This is a genomic window from Amycolatopsis saalfeldensis, from assembly GCF_900110575.1.
GTDB lineage: Bacteria > Actinomycetota > Actinomycetes > Mycobacteriales > Pseudonocardiaceae > Amycolatopsis > Amycolatopsis saalfeldensis.
Genome location: NZ_FOEF01000032.1, coordinates 46,955 through 65,270, shown reverse-complemented (window position 1 = coordinate 65,270; position 18,316 = coordinate 46,955). Strand labels below are relative to the sequence as shown.

Here is an 18,316-nt window from a genome sequence, read left to right as displayed (position 1 = left end):
GGGCCTGTCGGTAGGTTTCCCGCAGTGGCTTGCTTGCCTGAAGCCGGTCCAGGCAGGGATCGCCTGCGACGACCGCACGTTCCGCCGCCGGTGGACAGCTGTGCCGGAGCCGGTCGAGCTGTTCCCGGTGGGAGAGCACGATGTGCCGGGGGACGACTTCGCCCCGATGCATCAGCCAAGGCTCGGAAAGCCCGAAGACCGGTTTCCGGTTTCCGGTTTCCGGTTTCCGGTTTCCGGTTTCCGGTTTCCGGTTTCCGGTTTCCGGTTTCCGGTTTCCAAGAATTTATTGTAACCCATTCCGTGCGGCACCACCGTCAACGGCGCGCGCAATTCGTGCAGGTCACCGCCGTAACTCGCGGCCAGAGCCCAGTCGAATTTGGTCCGGATCGCTTCCGGCCAGGGTAGGAGGGGAATGCCGCGGGCGGCCAGGAATTCTTCGGTGCCGCGGGTGAACGCACTCGATCCTGGGCAGGTGAAGACCGTCTGGATTCGCGGGTCGCCGGCGAAGAGGGTCAGGACGTCGAGGAGGCGGGTGGCGGCGGTGACGTTGTGGACCACCGCCAGCAGGGTCCGTTCCGTGGACACGGTGCGCCAGCGCGGCGGCACGGGGATCGACGGAGAGGGCACGGAGAGCAATCCTAGCGATTGCTCTCCGTGCGGCTCACAAACTGATGTTGCCGTGTACGTCACGTAGCTGGACGACCTTGGCCCCTTCGGCCACGGTGCCCACGTGGTTGTTCACGCCGCCGCCGCGGGCGTCCTGGTGGACTTCGAACTCGGCGTGCAGGGCGGCCTTGAACGCGGGGTCCGCCTGGCTCTGCTCGTCCAGGCGCTCGGCGAGGGCCGTGATCGTCGCCGGGTCCTCGGGCTTGGCCGCCTCCAGCGCCGCGGCCGCCTTCCTGTCACCCGAGAACTTGCGCTTGACCAGTTCGTACAGGCCGGTGGCGGCCTTGGTCGCGAGCGTCGTGGCGATGGCGGTCAGGATCGGCTCGGGCATCTGCTCTCCTCGGGTCGACGATTCCCGTCCACGGTACTCACTTCGTGTGGTCGGCGACCCAGTCCGCGATGACGTCGACGCGGGCGGTGAGTTCCGCGCTGGCGTGCGGGCAGTCGGGGCCGGTGATCTCGACGGCGATGAGCTGGCCGCCCGAGCCCGACGGGACGAAATACGGCGCGCCGGCGTCGTAGGTGCACGCGCTGGTCGTGGCGGCCGGGCTGACCCCGCGGACGCCGAGGGTGGTCGGGGCGACGTTCGCCACCTCGACCGTGCCCTGCTGCAGCTTCGCCGACGGCGCCGGGTTCTTCGCCGTGGTGCTGCCCCAGCCGGCCAGGGTGAGGCTCTGCCCGGTGCCCGGGACCAGGCGGTTCAGGGTCAGCGGGGTGACGCCGGTGGCCGGGCTGTCGAGGTGCGCCAGCGCGGTGTCGTTGACGCTGGACTGCAGCACGTCGGTCACCTTGCGCGTGATCCCCTGCTCTTTCGCCTCGTCGACCAGGCCGAGCGTCACGGTCGTGGCGTACGGCACCGGGCCGGACACGCGGTTGCGGTTCACGTCGTGGAAGCAGTGGCCGTTGGTGAGGATCCACTGCGGGGCGACGAGCGAGCCGGAGCAGAAGCTCGAATACGTGCTGCCGTCCGGGCGCGGGATGCTCGCCATGGCCAGTTTCGCGGTGAAGCCGAATTGGCCGGCCGGGACGTCTGAGCCGTTCGCGACGGCCAACGCCGGCGCGGCGGTGAGGAGGGGCAGGAGGGCTGCTGCGGTGACTGCGGCGCGAACGCGCATTAGGTCCCTTCGTCCGGGGCACCGGCGGGACGCCGATGATCGGCCCTCCACGCTAACCAGGTCCGGCGGGCTGAGGAATTCCCTTGTCGGGCGAAAGAAAACGGGCCCCGCGGCATGCGCGGGGCCCGTTCGTGTACTTGACTTTCACACTGCGTTCGCGGCGATCCAATCGGCGATCACGTCGGCGCGAGCGGTCGTCTCGGGGGTCGAGTGGGGGCAGTCCGGGCCGTCCGACTCGACCGACACGAGCTGGCCGCTGGTCTCGTTGGGGACGAAGTACGGCGCGCCCGAGTCGTACAGGCAAGCGCTGGTCGTGTTCGACGGCTGCACGCCGATCACGCCCGCCGTGGTGGCGTCGACCTGGCTGACCGCCATCGAGCCCTGCTGCATCTTCGTGGACGGCTTCGCGTCGGTCGAGCTCAGGCTGCCCCAGCCCGCGAGCGTCACGCTCTGGCCGACCGTCGGCGCGTCGCGCTGGACGGTCAGCGGCGCGATCCCGGTGACCGGGCTGTCGAGCTTCGCGAGCGAGATGTCGTTGGTGCCGGCCTGAAGCACGTCGGTCACCTTGCGCGTGACGCCGAGCCCGTCGCTCTGCACGGTGGTCCCGAGCAGCACCGAGGTGTCGTACGGCACCGGCCCGGAGATCGGCTTGCGGTTGACGTCGTGGAAGCAGTGCCCGGCCGTGATGATCCACTGAGGAGCGATCAGGGCGCCGGAACACGCGCTGTCGTAATGGGTTCCGTCCGGCTTCGGGATGTTCGTCATCGTCAGCTTCGCCGCGAACTGGAACTGGCCCTGCGGCACGTCGGACCCGTTGGCGACGGCCGAGGCCGGCAGTGCGGTGGCGAGGGCGCCCGCGGTGCACGCGAGCGTCAGGACGGCAGCGGAAAGCACCGCACGAACACGCATCAATTTCCCCTACAGGTGGTCTGAGTCGGTGATTACCGAACCTTAGCGGGGAGGCGCGTTCACTCGTAAGTGTTCGGCTGCCGGGTTGCCCGATTGGCCATCCCGGCAGCCGAGGAGGTGCGGCTTCAGTTGACGTCGACGAGGTCGACCACGAAGACGAGGGTCTCGTTGGGCTTGATGACGCCGCCCGCGCCGCGTTCGCCATAGGCGAGGTGCGGCGGGATCACGAGCTTGCGGCGGCCACCGATCTTCATGCCGGCCACCCCCTGGTCCCAGCCGGGGATGACCTGGCCGGCGCCGAGCGCGAACCGCAGCGGCTCGCCGCGGTTCCACGAAGCGTCGAACTCGGCTCCGGTGGAGTGGGAGACGCCGACGTAGTGGACGCTCACCGCGCTGCCGGGCTGGGCTTCGGTGCCGTCTCCGACGGTGAGGTCGGTGATCTCGAGGTCGGCCGGCGCGGGGCCGTCCGGGCGGTCGATTTCGGGCTTTTCCAAGGTCATGGGCGACACCGTACCGACGGCCTGTGAGCTGCGCCGATCGGACTACGCCCAACGGTGGGTTAAACGCGAAAAGTCTTCACAAATGTCTCTACCCGCCGGTAGCGTGCGCCACGTCACCCCCTGGGGGATCTTCGTGGACGGGAGTTCGGGCATGCGACGACGCATCCGCATCCTGACCGTGGCGGCGCTGGCCGTGCTCACGGCGGGTCTGACCCAGGCGGTGGCCGGCGTCCCGCCCGCCACCGCGGCGCTGCCGGGCAACGACTACTGCGCCGGCCAGTGCAACGACATCCTGCCGCCCGGCGAGAACGGCAGCGCGACGCTCGCGGAGATCCTCGCCAACAAGGCGCTGGGCACCCAGCCGGGCCACGCCGACGACCAGCTCGGCAAGTACGCCGACCTCGCCGGCGGCTACAAGACGCTGACCACGGACACGATCGGCAAGTTCTTCAACGACTCGTCGTTCGGCGTGCCCGCGGACCAGGTGGCCAGCACGCTGCAGCCGCGCTCCGACGTGACCATCACCCGGGACAAGGCCACCGGCGTGCCGCACATCCAGGGCACCACGCGCTCCGGCACCGAGTTCGGCGCCGGGTACGCGGCCGGGCAGGACCGCTTGTGGCTGATGGACATCATGCGCCGCGTCGGCCGCGGGCAGCTGACCTCGTACGCCGGGGGCGCGCCCGCGAACCGCGAGCTCGAGCAGTCCTTCTTCTCCGCCGCGCCGTACACGGAGCAGGAGCTGCAGGCGCAGATCGACGCCGCCGCCAACAGCGGCCCGCGCGGCAAGCAGGGGCTGGCCGACGCGCAGGCCTACATCGACGGGATCAACAAGTACATCACCGACTCCCACAACGGCCGCTACTTCCCGGGTGAGTACGTGCTCACCGGGCACGTCGACGCGATCACCAACGCCGGCACCATCGAACCGTTCAAGCTGACCGACCTGGTCGTGCTGGCGTCCGTGGTCGGCGCCCAGTTCGGCGCCGGCGGCGGCGGCGAGGTGCAGAACGCGGTCGCGAAGCTCGCGCTGCAGGAGAAGTACGGCGTCCAGCAGGGCGAGAAGGTGTGGCAGAGCCTGCGCGCCGCGGACGACCCCGAGGCCGTGAAGACGCTGCACGACGGGCAGACCTTCGACTACGGCATGACGCCCGCGAACCCGCAGGGCGAAGCGCTGCCGGACAAGGGTTCGGTGACGAACCAGCAGCTCGTGTACGACCCCACCGGCTCGGCCTCGTCGGCGACGCCGGCGAAGGTGGACGTCCCCGCGCCGAAGGGCCAGGAAGCCGCGCGCGGGATGTTCGACAACGGCGTGCTGCCGGGCGACATGATGACGGACAAGCACGGCATGTCCAACGCGCTCGTGGTGTCGGGCTCGAAGACGGCGAGCGGGCACCCGGTGGCCGTGTTCGGCCCGCAGACCGGGTATTTCGCGCCGCAGCTGCTCATGCTGCAGGAGCTCCAGGGCCCGGGGATCAGCGCGCGCGGCGCCTCGTTCGCCGGCATCAGCATGTACGTGCTGCTCGGCCGCGGCCAGGACTACTCGTGGAGCGCGACCACCTCGGCGCAGGACATCATCGACACGTACGCGCTGCCGTTGTGCGACCCGAGCGGCAAACCGGCCACAAAGGACACGAACTACTACGTCTACCAGGGCCAGTGCCTGCCGATGGACACCGTGGAGCGTAAGAACTCCTGGACCCCGACGCTCGCCGACGGCACCGCGGCCGGCTCGTACACCCTGCGCAGCTATCGCACGAAATACGGCCCGGTGACCAGCCGTGCGACGGTCGGCGGCAAACCGGTGGCCTACACCTCGCTGCGGTCCTCGTACTTCCACGAGGTGGACTCGCTGATCGGCTTCCAGGAGTTCAACGACCCGGACTTCATCCACTCGGCGTCGGACTTCGAGAAGGCCGCGAACGACGTCAACTTCACCTTCAACTGGTTCTACGCCGATTCGAAGGACGTCGCGTACTTCAACTCGGGCGCGAACCCGGTGCGCAATCCGACCGTCGACCCGATGATGCCGGTCTGGGGCGACCAGGGCTACGACTGGCAGGGCTGGAAGCCGGACGGCAACGTCGCGGCCTACACGCCGATGTCGCAGCACCCGCAGTCGATCAACCAGGACTACTACATCAGCTGGAACAACGCGCAGGCCAAGGGTTACGCCTCCGGCGGCGCCGACAAGTCCGCCGTGTACCGCGCCGACCTGCTCGACTCGCGGGTGAAGGCGCTGATTTCCAGCGGCACCAAGGTGACCCGGGTCAACCTGACCCAGGCCATGGAGGACGCGGCGCTGGCCGACCTGCGGGCGGAGAAGGTGCTGCCGTTGCTGCTCCAGGTGCTCGACAAGGCGCCGCTCACCGGCGCCGCGGCCGACGCCGAAGCGAAGCTCAAAGTCTGGATGGCCAACGGGCACCAGCGCGTCGAGTCCTCGCCCGGCAGCAAGACCTACAACGACGCCGACGCGATCCGGATCATGGACGCGTGGTGGCCGCTGCTGGTCACGAACGAGTTCAAGCCCGCCATGGGCGACGACGCGTTCACCGCGATGACCAACGTGCTGCAGATCAACGAAAGCCCGTCCGGGTTCCAGAACGAGACGCCGGGCAAGCACGTCGGGCAGCCGCACCAGGGCTCCTCGTACCAGCACGGCTGGTGGGGCTACGTCAGCAAGGACATCCGCACGGTGCTCGGCCAGCCGGTCGCGGGCCCGCTCGGCGCGACGTTCTGCGGTGGCGGGAACCTCGACGCCTGCCGCACCGCGCTCGTCGACTCGCTGACGGCGGCCGCGGCGCAGCCCGCGAACACCGTCTACCCGGGTGATTCGGACTGCTCGGCCGGCGACCAGTGGTGCGCCGACAGCGTGATCCAGCGCCCGCTCGGCGGCATCACGCACGGCAAGGTCAGCACGCAGAACCGCCCGACGTTCCAGCAGGTCGTCGAGTACGCGGCCCACCGCGGCGACAACGTTTCGAACCTCGCCGCGGGCAAGCCGGTCTCCGCGACCAGCGCCGAGACGGGCTTCTACAACTCGCCCGCCTCGAACGCCGTCGACGGCAACCCCGCCACCCGCTGGGCCAGCGACTGGAGCGACAACCAGTCGATCACCGTCGACCTCGGCTCGGTGCAGCAGGTGTCACGCGTGGTGCTGTCGTGGGAATCGGCGTACGCGAAGGGCTACAAGGTGCAGCTCTCCGCGGACGGCGAGTCCTGGCGTGATGCCGCGACGGTGACGGACGGCAACGGCGGCGCGGACAACGTGTCCTTCGCACCCTCGGACGCCCGCTTCGTCCGCCTCGCGGGCGAGCAGCGGGGGACGAAGTACGGGTATTCGCTGTACGAGTTCGAGGTTTACGCGCACTGAGAACGGGTGCCGGCGGGCAGTCAGGCGTGGTCGGACCAGAACGGATCGCGGCCGATGAAGGCGATCATCCTGGTCTGGACGTCACTGTCCGCCGGCACCTCGACTCGGGGGCCGTACTGGCCCGACGAACGCAGGACGTCCTCCATCCCGGCCATCCCGCCGAGGAGGGCCGCGCAGAAGTCCGCGTCGAGCCGGTCGTCCTGGCCGGTCGCGCGGGCCAGGTCCCAGGTGTGCATGAACACGTCGGCGGTGTAGAACTGGTCGATCGCGGCGGGCAGCGCCAGCGTGCCGATGTGCGGGTTGCTGAGCTTGCGGTCGGCCGAATCGGGATCGTCCAGCAACGCCTGCACGCCTTCGCTGTGCACTCGCCACGCGGCGACCGGGTCCTCGTTTGCCGAAGGACCCTTGGGCAGCTCGATTCCCGCGCCCGCCGCGAGGAACGACGGGAACCACTCGACCAGGTGCCGTACGACGTCACGCGCCGCCCAGCCGTCGACCGGTGACGGTGCGTCCCAGTCCTTCGTGCCACGGACTCGTTCGGTGAAACGGCCGGCCACCTCGCGGTGCCGCTCGGCCGGCTGGTCAGACAGTGCCATCGTGCAACATCCCATCCAGTTTCGCGTAACCCTCGTTGATGCCGACTTCCATCCCGGAGCGCAGGATCCCGTCACGGCTCTCGATGCTGTCCACAAGGGACTGCGAGCGCAGGCGCGCGCGGCCGTCACCGAGGTCCTCGAACCACAGCGTCTCCAGCGCGACGCCCTCGGGCTCGCCCTCGAACGTGAAGGTCTGCACGATCCGGTCCGGCCGCACCTCGTGGAAGCAGCCGTGGAAGCCGTACTCCGTCCCGCGGACGACCGAGACGTAGCGCCAGCTGCCGCCGGTGCGGGCGTCCCAGTGGTCGATCAGCGTGGTGGTGTCGTCGGGGCCGACCCACTTGGCGAACAGCCCGGGGTCGGTGTGGGCGCGGAAGAGCCGCTCGGGCGTCGTCGCGAAGTCACGCGCCATCCGGATCAGCGGCAGGCTCGGGTCGGCCTCGATCCGGGCCTCGGCGATCTTGTCCATCGTGGTCTCCTTCCAGCTCCGCCAGCACGGCGTCGAGCCGGCGGTAGCGTTGTTCGAACCGACGGCGGTAACGCTCGATCCAGCCGTCCATCAGGTCGAACACCTGGGCTTCGAGGCGCACCGGCCGGGGCTGCGGGCCCGGCGGCCTGCTGACCAGCCCGGCGTCCTCGAGCACCCGCAGGTGTTTGTAGACCGCCTGCAGCGAGATCCGGTACGGCTCGGCCAGCTGGCCCACGGTCGCGTCGCCGTCGGCCAGCCGGGCCACCATGTCGCGCCGCGTCGGGTCCGCCAGTGCGGCGAAGGTCTGGGACAGCGCGTCCGCGGTCATCTTCGATCTCTTTCAACTCTGTGGTTGAAAGGACCATAGCCGGTCGGCGCGTGGTTTTCAATCTCCTGGTTGAAAGTTACGGTGAGCCTCATGGACGACTGGACCCCGCGCACCCGGGCGATCGCGGCCGGGCGGCCGCACGGCCCCGGCGAGCCGCTGAACACGCCGATTGTCGCGACGAGCACGTTCGAGGCCGGTGGGGACTTCGTGTACGCGCGGTCGGACGGGACCGCGACGTGGGCGGCGCTCGAGGAGGCCGTCGGTGCGCTGGAAGGCGGGCGCGCGTTCGCGTTCGCGTCCGGGGTGGCGACCTTGTCCGCGGTGCTCGATTCTCTGCCCGTCGGGTCGCAGGTGGCAGTGCCGACTTTCAGCTATGCCGTCACGCGCGGGGCCTTGCAGCACGCGCAGAAACTCGGGCGGCTCACCGTCACCGAGCTCGAGCCCACCGACACCCAGGCTTGGATCGACTGCGGTGCCGACCTGCTGTGGCTCGAATCGCCGACGAACCCGACGCTCGACGTGATGGACATCGAGGCCATCGCGAAGGGGGCGCGCGGACGGGTTGTCGTCGACAACACCTTCGCGACGCCGTTGCACCAGCAGCCGTTGAAGCTGGGCGCTGACGTTGTGGTGCACAGCGCCACGAAGCTGATCGGCGGGCACAGTGACCTGCTTCTCGGCATCGCCGTGGCGAAGGACGACGCCGTGGCCGAAGAGTTGCGCGGGGCACGGACGCGCATCGGCACCACGCCGGGCGCGCTGGAGGCGTGGCTCGCGTTGCGTGGGCTGCGGACGCTGCATGTGCGGCTGGCCGAGCAGGAGAAGACCGCCGCGCTGCTGGTGTCCCGGCTCGCGGAACATCCCGCCGTCACCAAGGTCCGGTATCCGGGCTTCGGGATGATGGCCGCCTTCGAGCTGTCGGACGCCGAGGCCGCCGACCGGGTGTGCGCGTCGGTCCGGCTGATCCGTTCCGCGACCAGCCTCGGCGGCGTGGAAAGCCTGGTTGAACGGCGCGCGTGGCTACCGGGAGAGGAACGCGTGCCCGCCGGGCTGATCCGGTTGAGCGTCGGCCTGGAAGACCCCGAAGACCTCTGGCGCGATCTGCTGGCGGCGCTGGGCTGAATTCCGTAAAGAATTCACCGATATTCGCCCCGGGCTGGGAAACCAAATACACCGTAAAAGAACGTAACGAACGTGGTTGACCTGGCGATGAAGCAGCAAGCGCGATGGGGTTCATCGCGCTTTCTTCCAGGGGAGACCAATTTGAAGAAAACGCTGGGCAGACTCGCGGGCGCCGTGCTCGCGGGCGCCCTGATCAGCCTTGCCGTCACGCCTTCGGCGATGGCGGACGACTCGGCACCGGTGGTGACGACCTCGGAGGCCGCCCCGCCGGCGTCGGACGCGCCGGTCACGGACACGCCGTCGTCCGAGCCGAGCACCGGCCAGTCCACTTCGGACACCCCGACCAGCGCGGGGCAGCCGACGGACACCGGCACGCCGACGGGCAAGCCGACCGGCACCGGTGGGCCCACCAGCAGCGGCGAGCCCACGAAGCCGACCAGCTCCCAGCCGGAGACCACCACGCCGGAGGAGCCGTACCAGGACGACATCGCCTACGGCGTCGACCTCGACGGCGGCCAGGGCATCTTCGTGATCGCCTGCGCCGCGGGCGAGCCGACCGGCGTCTCGTCGAACGACTTCGACCTCGTCGAGGGCCCGCACCAGGACGAGACCGACGGCCGTTACTGGGCCTGGCTGGTGAAGCGCCACGACGGTGCTTCGTTCGACGCCGGCAACGTCACCGCGTTCTGGACCTGCGGTGGTGACAAGGGCGGCGAGCAGCCGGTCCCGCCGGCGGGCGGCGCGGGCGCGGGTTCCGCGGGCACCACGGGTGGCCACGGCGACTCGCAGGTCAAGTACGCCCCCAAGGGCGGCGTCGAGACCGGCTTCGGCGGCATGGCCGCCTGATGACCAGGAAGTACGGGCAGGGCGCCGCGATCGCGGGCGCCCTGCTCCTTTCCCTCACGCTGAGCGGCTGCGGCTCGGACGCCCCGGCCCCCGCCGCGAAGCCCCCGGCCTCGGTGCCGGTGACCAAGCCGTTCGTCGGGCTGCGGCCGACGTCGGTGGAGATCCCGAAGATCGGCGCGAAGTCTTCGCTGATCACCGTGCTGCCCAACAAGGACGGGCAGATTTCGGTGCCGTCGGTGAAGACTCCGATGCAGGCCGCCTGGTACCGCCTCTCGCCCGTGCCGGGTGAGGTCGGGCCCGCGATCGTGCTCGGGCACGTCGACGGCAATCACCAGCCGGGCATCTTCTACAAGCTCAAGGACGTCAACCCCGGCGACGAGGTCGACGTCGAGCGCAGCGACGGCAAGAAGCTGAAGTTCGTGGTGGACCACAAGGACCAGGTCCCCAAGGACACGTTCCCGACGCAGGCGGTGTTCGGCAACGCCGACAAGCCGCAGCTGCGGCTGATCACCTGCGGCGGGGTGTTCGACCACGCCGAGCACAGTTACAAGGACAACATCGTGGTGTACGCGAACCTCGTGTCCTAGTCACAGTAGGGGCGTGAGCAGGGCGCGCCGGTCTTCCGGCACGTACTCCACGTAGTTGTCGTACAGGGCTTGACGCGCGAGCCGCGCCGCCGACGCACCGTCGGCGGCGCGGACCGCTTCCAGCACCTCCGCGTGATGCCGCAGCCAGGTCTCCATCAGCGACGTCCGGTCGGGCGCGTGGGAGAGCTTGTCCTCGATCAGCTCCAGCACCACCCCGCGCACCACCTCGCCGCTCACCACCAGCAGCGGATTGCGTGACGTGCGCGCGATGGCGTCGTGGAACGCGACGTCCGCGCGGCTGAACTCCGCGTAGCCGTCGGCCGCGGCCATCGCCGCCAGCGCGGCATCCAAAGTGGACAGATCGGCGTCCGTGCGCAGCTGGGCCGCGAGCAGGTGCGAGGAACCGTCCAGCACCATCCGGAACTGCAGCAGCTCGGCCAGCCCGACGTGCTCGGCGCGCGCGAGCCGGTGCATCGACCGCTGCAGCGCGCCCGGTGAGGCCGCCAGCACTTCCGGCCCGCGCGGATCGCCGGGCCGCGACCGGATCAGCTCGGCCGCCTGCAACACCCGCAGTGCCTCCCGCACCGTCGAACGCCCGACGCCGAACTGCGTCATCAGCTCGCGCTCACCGGGCAGCCGCTCGCCGGGTTTGAGGCGCCCGCTGTACACGGCCTCCTCGATCTGCGCCACGATCCGCTCGTACGCGCGGACGGGGGCGACCGGCTCGAACTCCATGGCTTGACCTCGGCGTCGGGTGGTGCGAACCTCGGGGCTACTGGTCAGACCAGTGTACTGGGTTGGAGGCGGTATGAAAGCCCGGATTCACGCGACGGCACTGGCGCTGCTGCTCGTCGTGTCCGGCTGCTCGGCCGGGTCCAGCGAGAGTGTGGCGAGCGGCCCCGACACGCTGTCGGTCGGCTTCACGGCCGAGCCCGCGAGCTTCGACTTCACCCACGCCGACGGCGCCGCCATCCCGCAAGCCTTGCTGTACAACGTCTACGAAGGCCTGGTGAAGCTCGACGCGAGTGGTCACGTCGTGCCGTTGCTCGCCAAGTCCTGGACCATCAGCCCGGACCGGAAGACCTACGACTTCCAGCTCCAGCCCGGCGTGAAGTTCAGCAACGGCGCGCCGTTCACCGCCGCGGACGTCAAGTTCTCCCTGCTGCGGGTGAAGACCGACTGGACGATCTCGGTCAAGTCCGCGATGGACGTGGTCGACCACGTGGACGTCGTCTCGCCCGAGCACGCGCGGGTGGTGCTTTCGAAGCCCAGCAACGGCTGGCTGTTCAGCCTGACCAGCCGGATCGGCGCGATGTTCAGCCCCACCGGCGTCGCCGACCTCGCGAACAAGCCGGTCGGCACCGGGCCCTACGAGGTGGCGAGCCGGCGGCGCGGCGACTCCATCGTGCTGCGGGAGAACCCGGCGTACTGGGGCCGGAAACCCGCGTATCGCACCGTGGTGCTCAAGTACATCGCCGATCCGACCGCGCTCAACAACGCGCTGCTCAGCAACGGCATCGACGTGATCTCGTCGCTCACCTCGGCCGATTCGATCCCGCAGTTCCAGGGCGACACCCGGTTCACCGTCGTGCAGGGCACCACGAACAGCGAGGTCACGCTCGCGTTCAACAACAAGCGCGCGCCGCTGAACGACACCCGCGTGCGCCAGGCACTCACCTACGCGATCGACCGGAAAGCCGTGCTGGACCTGGTCTTCAACGGTCGCGGCACGCTGATCGGCAGCATGGTCCCACCGACCGACCCGTGGTACGAGGACCTGTCGAAGGTCTACCCGTACGACCCGGGGAAGGCGAAGCAGCTGCTCGCGCAGGCCGGCGTGAAGAACCTCAACCTGCGGCTGCGGATCCCGAACCTGCCGTACGCGGTTTCGGCCGCGCAGGTCGTGCAGTCACAGCTGGCCGAGGTCGGGGTGGGGACCACGATCGAGCCGCTCGACTTCCCGGCGGTGTGGCTCAAGCAGGTGTTCACCGACCACGACTACGACCTGTCGATCGTCCAGCACGTCGAGGCGCGCGACATCACCACGTTCGGCAAACCGACGTACTACTGGGGCTACGACAGCAAACGCGTGCAGCAGCTGCTCGCCGAAGCCGACAGCGGGAGCACGGAACAGCAGGTCGCCGACATGAAGCAGGTCGCGCGTCAGCTCAACACCGACGCGGCGGCGGACTGGCTCTTCCTCTATCCCAACGTGATCGTCGCGAAGGCCAAGGTGACGGGCTTCGCGCCGAACCAGGTCAGCGAATCCTTCGACCTCACCGGATTGAGGCCGCGATGACCCTGAAGGTGCTCCGGCGGGTGGCGATCCTGGTGGTCAGCCTGCTCGTCGCGTCGATCGTGGTGTTCCTGTTCATGGCCGTGCTGCCCGGCGACCCGGCGCAGGTGGCGCTCGGCGTCAACGCGACGCCGGCGCTGCTCGCGAAGACCCGCGCGGAGTTCGGCATCGACCAGCCGCTGGTCACGCAGTACCTGCGCTGGATCGGTGGCGTGCTGCACGGGGACTTCGGCCGCTCGTACGTGACGCGCGACGCCATCGGTCCGCAGCTGCTCGACCGCCTCGGGGTGACGCTGTGGCTGGTCGGCGCGGGCATGGTCGTCGCGTTGGTGATCGCGGTGCCGGTGGGGACCTTCGCGGCCGTCCGGCACCGGAAACCCAGCGGTGTGACGGTTTCCGGGCTCTCGCAGATCGGCGTGGCGATCCCCGCGTTCCTCGCCGGGATCATCCTGGTGCAGATCTTCGCCGTGCAGCTGCGCTGGCTGCCCAGCGGGGGGTGGACGCCGCCGGACCAGGACGTGGGCGAGTTCCTGCGCGGGCTCGTGCTGCCCGCGTTGTCACTCGGCCTGGTGCAGGGCGCGGTGCTCACGCGGTACGTCCGCTCGGCCGTGCTCGACACGCTCGGCCAGGACTACCTGCGCACCGCGCGGTCCAAGGGCCTGCTGCCGGGGCAGGCGTTGTTCCGGCACGGGCTGCGCAACGCGTCGGTCCCGGTCGTCACGGTGCTCGGCCTGCAGCTGGCGACGCTGCTGATCGGCGCGGTGGTGGTGGAGCGCGTGTTCGTGCTGCCGGGGCTGGGCAGCCTGCTGCTGGACGCCGTCTCCTCGCGCGATCTGCTCACCGTGCAGGGGATCGTGCTGGTGCTCGTGGCCGGGGTGCTGCTGGTGAACTTCGTGGTGGACGTCCTCTACACGGTGCTCGACCCGAGGCTGCGGGGTTCGTGATGAAAACACGCAACGGGAACCTCGTGGTCGGCGGCGTGCTGGTCGCGCTGGTGGTGCTGGCCGCGCTGGTGTCGTTCGCCTGGACGCCGTACGACCCGGTGCAGGTCGACGCGCCGGACCGGCTGCTCGGCTTCAGCGGCTCGCACCTGTTCGGCACCGACAAGTTCGGCCGGGACGTGTTCAGCCAGGTCATGGTCGGCGCGCGCACCACGCTGTACGTCGGCGTGGTGGCGGTCGGCATCGCCGCGGTGATCGGGACGCCGCTGGGCGTGCTGGCGGGGCTGGCGCCGCGCTGGCTCGGCGAGTTCGTGATGCGCGTGAACGACCTGGTGCTCGCGTTTCCCGCGCTGCTGCTGGCGATCATGTTCGGCGCGGTGTTCGGCGCCGACACGCTCACGGCCATGGTGGCGATCGGCATCGCGACCACCCCCTCGTTCGCCCGGATCGCGAGGTCCGGCACGCTGCAGGTGAGCAGCAGCGAGTACGTGCTGGCGGCGCGCTCGGCCGGCCGGTCGCGGCTGAGCATCGCCGCGCGGCACGTGCTGCCGAACATCTCCGGCCTGCTGATCGTGCAGGCGTCGGTGTCGTTCGCGATCGCCGTGCTGGCCGAGGCGGCGCTGTCGTTCCTCGGCTTCGGCACCCGGCCGCCGACGCCGTCGTGGGGCCGGATGCTGCAGGAGTCGCAGGAGCTGCTCACGGCGCATCCGCGGCTCGCGCTGGTGCCCGGTATCGCGATCGCGGTCGCCGTGCTCGGGTTCAACCTCCTCGGCGACGGCCTGCGAGACCGCCTCGACCCGCGATTGGCGGTCCGGGCATGACGCTGACGGTGGAGCACCTGCGGGTCGCGGACCTGGTGCGCGACGTGTCGTTCGAGATCGGCGCCGGCGAGCGCGTCGGGCTGATCGGCGAGTCCGGCTCCGGGAAGTCGCTCACCGCGTTGTCGATCATGGGGCTGCTGCCGGACGAGCTGTCCGCCTCCGGTTCCGTGCGGCTGAACGGGAAAGAGCTGCTGGGAGCGTCCGAAAAGGACCTTTCGCGGCTGCGCGGCAACGGGCTGTCCATGGTCTTCCAGGAGCCGATGACGGCGCTGAACCCGGTGGTGCGCGTCGGACGGCAGGTCACCGAGCCGTTCCGGGTGCACGGCCGACGCGGCCGGTCCGCCGAGGAGCTGCTGGCCGACGTCGGGCTCCCCGGCACCGCGCGCGCGTACCCGCACCAGCTTTCCGGCGGTCAGCGGCAGCGTGTGGTGCTCGCGATGGCACTGGCCAACGACCCGTCGCTGCTGGTCTGCGACGAGCCGACCACGGCGCTCGACGTCACCGTGCAGGCGCAGATCCTTTCCCTGATCCGGACTTCGCTGCCCACCGAGAGCGCGCTGCTGTTCATCACGCACGACCTCGCGGTGGTCGCGTCGGTCTGCGAGCGGGTGCTGGTGATGCTGGACGGCGAGATCGTCGAGCAGGGTTCCACGCGCTCGGTGTTGACGGCGCCTCAACACGAGTACACGCGGCGGCTTTTGAGCTCTTCGGACCTCGACGGGGTTGGGGGGTCCAGGGGGGCTTGTCCCCCGGCCGGGGCCTGGGGCTCGGCCCCAGAGGACGGAGCACAGCGATGAGCGCGTTGATCGAGGTCCGCGACCTGGAACGCCGTTATGCCCGGCGTGACGTCCACGCGTTGCGCGGAGTGAGCTTCGACGTCGAGGCCGGGCAACGGTTCGGCGTGGTCGGCGAGTCGGGCTCGGGCAAGTCCACCCTGGTCCGGCTGCTGGCCGCGCTGGACCGGCCGACCGCGGGCACGGTGTCGTTCCAAGGCCGCCGGATCGACGACCAGCCCGAGCGGCGGCTGGGGTTTCTGCGGTCGGAGCTGCAGATCGTCTTCCAGGACCCGATGGGCTCGCTGGACCCGCGGATGCGGATCCGCGACATCGTCTCCGAGCCGCTCGGCCGTCGCGACCCGGCGCGCGTCGCGGAGCTGCTCGAAGCCGTCGGGCTGCCCGCCGACGCGGCTATGCGTTACCCACACCAGTTTTCCGGCGGTCAGCGGCAGCGGATCTCCATCGCCCGCGCACTCGCGCCGAGCCCGCGCGTGCTGCTCGCGGACGAGCCGGTGAGCGCGCTGGACGTCTCCGTGCGCGCGCAGATCCTCGACCTGCTGGCACGTCTGGTCGCGGAGTACTCGCTGACGCTCGTGTTCGTGTCCCACGACCTCGGCGTGGTGCGGCACGTCTGCGACCGCGTCGCGGTGATGCGGCGCGGCGAGATCGTCGAGATCGGCGACGTGGAGGAGGTCTACGAAGCGCCGAAGCACGAGTACACCCGCGAGCTGCTGGCGGCCGCGCCGAACCTGCGCGCCGAGCTGGCCCGGCTGAAAGGAGACAGCGATGCCTGAGTACCCCGACGGCCTGCCGATCGGCGCCGGATGGGTGTCCACAGTGGATCATGCGGACGTCTTTTTCCCTTACGACGGCAGCGTGATCGGCTCCGCGCCGGTCGGCACCGTTTCGCTGGCCACGAGGGCGATCGACGAGGCGGTGGCGGTGAAACGGGAGGTGGCGGCGCTGCCGTCGCGGACCCGGCGGGCGGTGCTGAACGACGTCGCTCTTGCGTTACGCGAGCGTCGTGAGGAGTTCGAGCAGCTGCTGGTCCTGGAGACCGGGAAGCCGCTGGTGGACTGCCGGGTCGAGGTCGCGCGCACGATCGTCACGTGGGAGGCGGCGGCCGAAGAGGTCTCGCGGCTGCACGGCGAGACGGTGCCGCTGGACCTGCTGCCCTCGGGCGACGGGCTGGTCGGGTTCTGGAAGCGCAAGCCGATCGGGGTGGTCGTCGGGATCGCCGGGTTCAACTACCCGCTGCTGCTGGCGTCGCACAAGATCGCGCCGGCCATCGCGGCCGGCTGCCCGGTGGTCGTCAAGCCGGCGCCGCAGACGCCGTTGGCCACGCTCTGGCTGGTGCACCTCGTGCGCGGTCTTACCGCTCTGCCGTCGATGGTGCAGCTGGTGACCGGTGACGCGGCGGTCGGCTCCGCGCTGGTGACCGACCGGCGGGTGGGCGCGGTGTCGTTCACCGGCTCGGCGGCCGTCGGCCACCGGATCGCCCGGGACGCGGCACCCACGAAAACGTTGCTGGAGCTGGGTTCCAACGCCGCGCTGGTGGTCGCCGAGGACGCGGACCTCGACGCGGCGGCCGACGCCGTGCTGCGCGGCGGGTTCTACGCGTCGGGCCAGGCGTGCATCTCGGTGCAGCGGGTGCTGGTGGTGTCGTCGGTCGCCGGGGAGTTCACCGCGAAGGTGCTCGCGCGGCTCGGCGAGGTGGTCACCGGCGATCCGCGGCTGTCCGACACGCGGGTTTCGGCGCTGATCGACCGGCGCTCGACCTCGCGGGCGCTGGAGTGGGTCGACAAAGCGACGGCCGCGGGCGCGCGCGTGCTGGCCGGCGGCTCTGTGCGTGAAGGCGTGCTGGAGCCGACCGTGCTCGCGGACGTGCCCGACGGCGTCGAGTGCTGGGACGAGGAGGTCTTCGCCCCGATCGTCTGCCTGCGCACGGTGTCCGATGTGGACGAAGCGTTCGCGGCCGTCAACGCGTCGCGCTACGGGTTGCACGCCGCCGTTTTCAGCCGTTCGCTGCGCACGGCTTTCCGGGCATTGGACGAGCTGGAGGTGGGCGGGGTGATCGTGAACGAGGTGCCGGGGTTCCGGTCCGACACGATGCCGTACGGCGGGGTCAAGGACTCCGGCATCGGGCGCGAGGGGCCGCGGTTCGCCGTGGAAGAGCTGACCGTGACGCGGATGGCGGTGCTTCGGCCGTGACGGACTACGCGAACCTGTTCCGGCTGGACGGCCGCCGCGCCGTGGTGCTGGGCGGCGGCAGCGGGATCGGCCGCGAGGCCGCGCGGGCGCTCGCGGCGCACGGCGCGCACGTGGTCTGCGCGGACCGCGACGTCGAGGCGGCTCGCGAAACCGGCGTCGCCGAGGCGTACGAGATCGACCTGCTGGATCCCGGCGCGGTGGCGCGGGCGGCTTCGGCGCTGGGCGAGCTGGACATCGTGGTGCTGACGGCCGCGATGAACGTGCGAAAGCGGCTGCTGGACTACACGCGCGAGGAGTTCGACCGGGTGCTGGCGCTGAACCTCGGGGCGACGTTCGAGGTGGTCCGCGCGTTCGGCGCGGGCATGGTGCGGCGCGGGCGGGGGAGCATCATCGGCTTCTCGTCGATCCGCGGCACCACCGTCGAGCCCGGTCAGGGACCGTACGCGGCGACGAAGGCCGGGCTGGTGCAGCTGTTCCGGACGGCGGCGGCGGAGTTCGGACCGTCGGGCGTGCGGGTGAACGCGATCGCGCCGGGTGTCGTTGAGACGCCGCTGACCTCGCAGATCAAGGCGAACCCGGACTGGTACGACGCGTACGCGACGAAGGGCGCGCTCGGCCGCTGGGCGCGCGCGGACGAGTTGGCCGGCGCCGTCGTGTACCTCGCTTCGGACGCTTCGACGTTCGTCACGGGCTCTGTGCTGGCTGTCGACGGGGGCTGGACCGCGGTCGACGGCCGCTTCGAACCGCCTGCTTCATGAAA

20 protein-coding genes are annotated in these 18,316 nt (G+C 70.2%); 11 read left to right on the top strand and 9 right to left on the bottom strand.

The features are described from left to right. Positions 1-171 precede the first annotated feature (171 nt). The 5 genes from BMY97_RS47575 to BMY97_RS42195 all read right to left on the bottom strand — a co-directional run bounded on the left by BMY97_RS47575 (position 172) and on the right by BMY97_RS42195 (position 3,190). The gene (locus tag BMY97_RS47575; RefSeq protein ID WP_177231807.1) at positions 172-558 is read right to left on the bottom strand and encodes a hypothetical protein; all 387 of its coding nucleotides are present in this window, start codon (positions 556-558) and stop codon (positions 172-174) included. A gap of 103 nt (positions 559-661) precedes the next feature. After that, on the bottom strand, positions 662-997 hold the full coding sequence (locus BMY97_RS42210) for a hypothetical protein (RefSeq protein WP_091628811.1): 336 nt from the start codon (positions 995-997) through the stop codon (positions 662-664). Between the two features lie 37 nt (positions 998-1,034). Continuing rightward, entirely contained in the window at positions 1,035-1,781 is a 747-nt protein-coding gene (locus tag BMY97_RS42205) for a S1 family peptidase (protein WP_091628809.1), read from the bottom strand. Positions 1,782-1,925: 144 nt separating this feature from the next. Then, positions 1,926-2,690, bottom strand: a complete 765-nt coding sequence (locus BMY97_RS42200; RefSeq protein WP_091628807.1) for a S1 family peptidase — start codon at positions 2,688-2,690, stop codon at positions 1,926-1,928. Between the two features lie 125 nt (positions 2,691-2,815). Then, complete coding sequence (locus BMY97_RS42195; protein ID WP_091628806.1) at positions 2,816-3,190, bottom strand: FKBP-type peptidyl-prolyl cis-trans isomerase; 375 nt, start codon at positions 3,188-3,190, stop codon at positions 2,816-2,818. 151 nt (positions 3,191-3,341) lie between these two features. On the opposite strand from BMY97_RS42195, the gene BMY97_RS42190 reads away from it, so the two are divergent. After that, positions 3,342-6,563, top strand: coding sequence for a penicillin acylase family protein (locus tag BMY97_RS42190; RefSeq protein ID WP_091628804.1), 3,222 nt, complete (start codon positions 3,342-3,344; stop codon positions 6,561-6,563). A gap of 20 nt (positions 6,564-6,583) precedes the next feature. Here the strand turns inward: BMY97_RS42190 and BMY97_RS42185 are convergent, their stop codons facing one another. From BMY97_RS42185 to BMY97_RS42175, 3 genes are read right to left on the bottom strand one after another with little or no spacing between them, the layout of a single operon-like run. Next, positions 6,584-7,159, bottom strand: coding sequence for a TIGR03086 family metal-binding protein (locus BMY97_RS42185; RefSeq protein ID WP_091628803.1), 576 nt, complete (start codon positions 7,157-7,159; stop codon positions 6,584-6,586). Continuing rightward, positions 7,146-7,628 (bottom strand): SRPBCC family protein, encoded by a 483-nt coding sequence (locus BMY97_RS42180; RefSeq protein WP_091628801.1) that lies wholly within the window; start codon positions 7,626-7,628, stop codon positions 7,146-7,148. The genes BMY97_RS42185 and BMY97_RS42180 overlap by 14 nt, the downstream gene beginning before the upstream one ends. Beyond that, complete coding sequence (locus BMY97_RS42175; RefSeq protein ID WP_091628827.1) at positions 7,561-7,956, bottom strand: ArsR/SmtB family transcription factor; 396 nt, start codon at positions 7,954-7,956, stop codon at positions 7,561-7,563. Before BMY97_RS42175 ends, BMY97_RS42180 begins: the two co-directional genes overlap by 68 nt. 90 nt (positions 7,957-8,046) lie before the next feature. On the opposite strand from BMY97_RS42175, the gene BMY97_RS42170 reads away from it, so the two are divergent. The 3 genes from BMY97_RS42170 to BMY97_RS42160 all read left to right on the top strand — a co-directional run bounded on the left by BMY97_RS42170 (position 8,047) and on the right by BMY97_RS42160 (position 10,511). Beyond that, a complete protein-coding gene (locus tag BMY97_RS42170; RefSeq protein ID WP_091628799.1) occupies positions 8,047-9,078 on the top strand; it encodes a trans-sulfuration enzyme family protein in 1,032 nt (343 codons plus the stop codon). A 141-nt stretch (positions 9,079-9,219) separates the two neighbouring features. Further along, positions 9,220-9,924 (top strand): hypothetical protein, encoded by a 705-nt coding sequence (locus tag BMY97_RS42165; RefSeq protein ID WP_091628797.1) that lies wholly within the window; start codon positions 9,220-9,222, stop codon positions 9,922-9,924. Then, entirely contained in the window at positions 9,924-10,511 is a 588-nt protein-coding gene (locus BMY97_RS42160; protein ID WP_091628795.1) for a class F sortase, read from the top strand. Before BMY97_RS42165 ends, BMY97_RS42160 begins: the two co-directional genes overlap by 1 nt. Here the strand turns inward: BMY97_RS42160 and BMY97_RS42155 are convergent, their stop codons facing one another. Continuing rightward, positions 10,512-11,246 carry a FadR/GntR family transcriptional regulator gene (locus BMY97_RS42155; protein WP_091628794.1) on the bottom strand — a complete coding sequence of 245 codons (735 nt, stop codon included), beginning with the start codon at positions 11,244-11,246 and terminating at the stop codon, positions 10,512-10,514. It abuts the gene before it with no gap. A 73-nt stretch (positions 11,247-11,319) separates the two neighbouring features. Here BMY97_RS42155 and BMY97_RS42150 point away from each other — a divergent pair, with 73 nt between their 5' ends. From BMY97_RS42150 to BMY97_RS42120, 7 genes are read left to right on the top strand one after another with little or no spacing between them, the layout of a single operon-like run. Then, complete coding sequence (locus tag BMY97_RS42150; RefSeq protein WP_091628792.1) at positions 11,320-12,810, top strand: ABC transporter substrate-binding protein; 1,491 nt, start codon at positions 11,320-11,322, stop codon at positions 12,808-12,810. Continuing rightward, positions 12,807-13,751 (top strand): ABC transporter permease, encoded by a 945-nt coding sequence (locus BMY97_RS42145; RefSeq protein WP_091628790.1) that lies wholly within the window; start codon positions 12,807-12,809, stop codon positions 13,749-13,751. The genes BMY97_RS42150 and BMY97_RS42145 overlap by 4 nt, the downstream gene beginning before the upstream one ends. Continuing rightward, a complete protein-coding gene (locus BMY97_RS42140; RefSeq protein ID WP_091628788.1) occupies positions 13,751-14,569 on the top strand; it encodes an ABC transporter permease in 819 nt (272 codons plus the stop codon). The genes BMY97_RS42145 and BMY97_RS42140 overlap by 1 nt, the downstream gene beginning before the upstream one ends. Continuing rightward, the gene (locus tag BMY97_RS42135) at positions 14,566-15,366 is read left to right on the top strand and encodes an ATP-binding cassette domain-containing protein (protein WP_091628786.1); all 801 of its coding nucleotides are present in this window, start codon (positions 14,566-14,568) and stop codon (positions 15,364-15,366) included. The genes BMY97_RS42140 and BMY97_RS42135 overlap by 4 nt, the downstream gene beginning before the upstream one ends. Next, complete coding sequence (locus tag BMY97_RS42130; protein WP_091628784.1) at positions 15,363-16,139, top strand: ATP-binding cassette domain-containing protein; 777 nt, start codon at positions 15,363-15,365, stop codon at positions 16,137-16,139. Before BMY97_RS42135 ends, BMY97_RS42130 begins: the two co-directional genes overlap by 4 nt. Next, positions 16,132-17,556 carry an aldehyde dehydrogenase family protein gene (locus BMY97_RS42125; protein WP_091628782.1) on the top strand — a complete coding sequence of 475 codons (1,425 nt, stop codon included), beginning with the start codon at positions 16,132-16,134 and terminating at the stop codon, positions 17,554-17,556. The genes BMY97_RS42130 and BMY97_RS42125 overlap by 8 nt, the downstream gene beginning before the upstream one ends. Beyond that, entirely contained in the window at positions 17,553-18,314 is a 762-nt protein-coding gene (locus BMY97_RS42120) for an SDR family NAD(P)-dependent oxidoreductase (protein WP_091628781.1), read from the top strand. Before BMY97_RS42125 ends, BMY97_RS42120 begins: the two co-directional genes overlap by 4 nt. The last annotated feature ends 2 nt before the right edge of the window (positions 18,315-18,316 follow it).

Bases quoted from the DNA above. Each gene is read 5' to 3' on its own strand.
- BMY97_RS42210 (WP_091628811.1), bottom strand. From the start codon at position 997: ATGCCCGAGCCGATCCTGACCGCCATCGCCACGACGCTCGCGACCAAG.
- BMY97_RS42205 (WP_091628809.1), bottom strand. From the start codon at position 1,781: ATGCGCGTTCGCGCCGCAGTCACCGCAGCAGCCCTCCTGCCCCTCCTC.
- BMY97_RS42200 (WP_091628807.1), bottom strand. From the start codon at position 2,690: ATGCGTGTTCGTGCGGTGCTTTCCGCTGCCGTCCTGACGCTCGCGTGC.
- BMY97_RS42195 (WP_091628806.1), bottom strand. From the start codon at position 3,190: ATGACCTTGGAAAAGCCCGAAATCGACCGCCCGGACGGCCCCGCGCCG.
- BMY97_RS42190 (WP_091628804.1), top strand. From the start codon at position 3,342: ATGCGACGACGCATCCGCATCCTGACCGTGGCGGCGCTGGCCGTGCTC.
- BMY97_RS42185 (WP_091628803.1), bottom strand. From the start codon at position 7,159: ATGGCACTGTCTGACCAGCCGGCCGAGCGGCACCGCGAGGTGGCCGGC.
- BMY97_RS42180 (WP_091628801.1), bottom strand. From the start codon at position 7,628: ATGGACAAGATCGCCGAGGCCCGGATCGAGGCCGACCCGAGCCTGCCG.
- BMY97_RS42175 (WP_091628827.1), bottom strand. From the start codon at position 7,956: ATGACCGCGGACGCGCTGTCCCAGACCTTCGCCGCACTGGCGGACCCG.
- BMY97_RS42170 (WP_091628799.1), top strand. From the start codon at position 8,047: ATGGACGACTGGACCCCGCGCACCCGGGCGATCGCGGCCGGGCGGCCG.
- BMY97_RS42160 (WP_091628795.1), top strand. From the start codon at position 9,924: ATGACCAGGAAGTACGGGCAGGGCGCCGCGATCGCGGGCGCCCTGCTC.
- BMY97_RS42155 (WP_091628794.1), bottom strand. From the start codon at position 11,246: ATGGAGTTCGAGCCGGTCGCCCCCGTCCGCGCGTACGAGCGGATCGTG.
- BMY97_RS42150 (WP_091628792.1), top strand. From the start codon at position 11,320: ATGAAAGCCCGGATTCACGCGACGGCACTGGCGCTGCTGCTCGTCGTG.
- BMY97_RS42145 (WP_091628790.1), top strand. From the start codon at position 12,807: ATGACCCTGAAGGTGCTCCGGCGGGTGGCGATCCTGGTGGTCAGCCTG.
- BMY97_RS42140 (WP_091628788.1), top strand. From the start codon at position 13,751: ATGAAAACACGCAACGGGAACCTCGTGGTCGGCGGCGTGCTGGTCGCG.
- BMY97_RS42135 (WP_091628786.1), top strand. From the start codon at position 14,566: ATGACGCTGACGGTGGAGCACCTGCGGGTCGCGGACCTGGTGCGCGAC.
- BMY97_RS42130 (WP_091628784.1), top strand. From the start codon at position 15,363: ATGAGCGCGTTGATCGAGGTCCGCGACCTGGAACGCCGTTATGCCCGG.
- BMY97_RS42125 (WP_091628782.1), top strand. From the start codon at position 16,132: ATGCCTGAGTACCCCGACGGCCTGCCGATCGGCGCCGGATGGGTGTCC.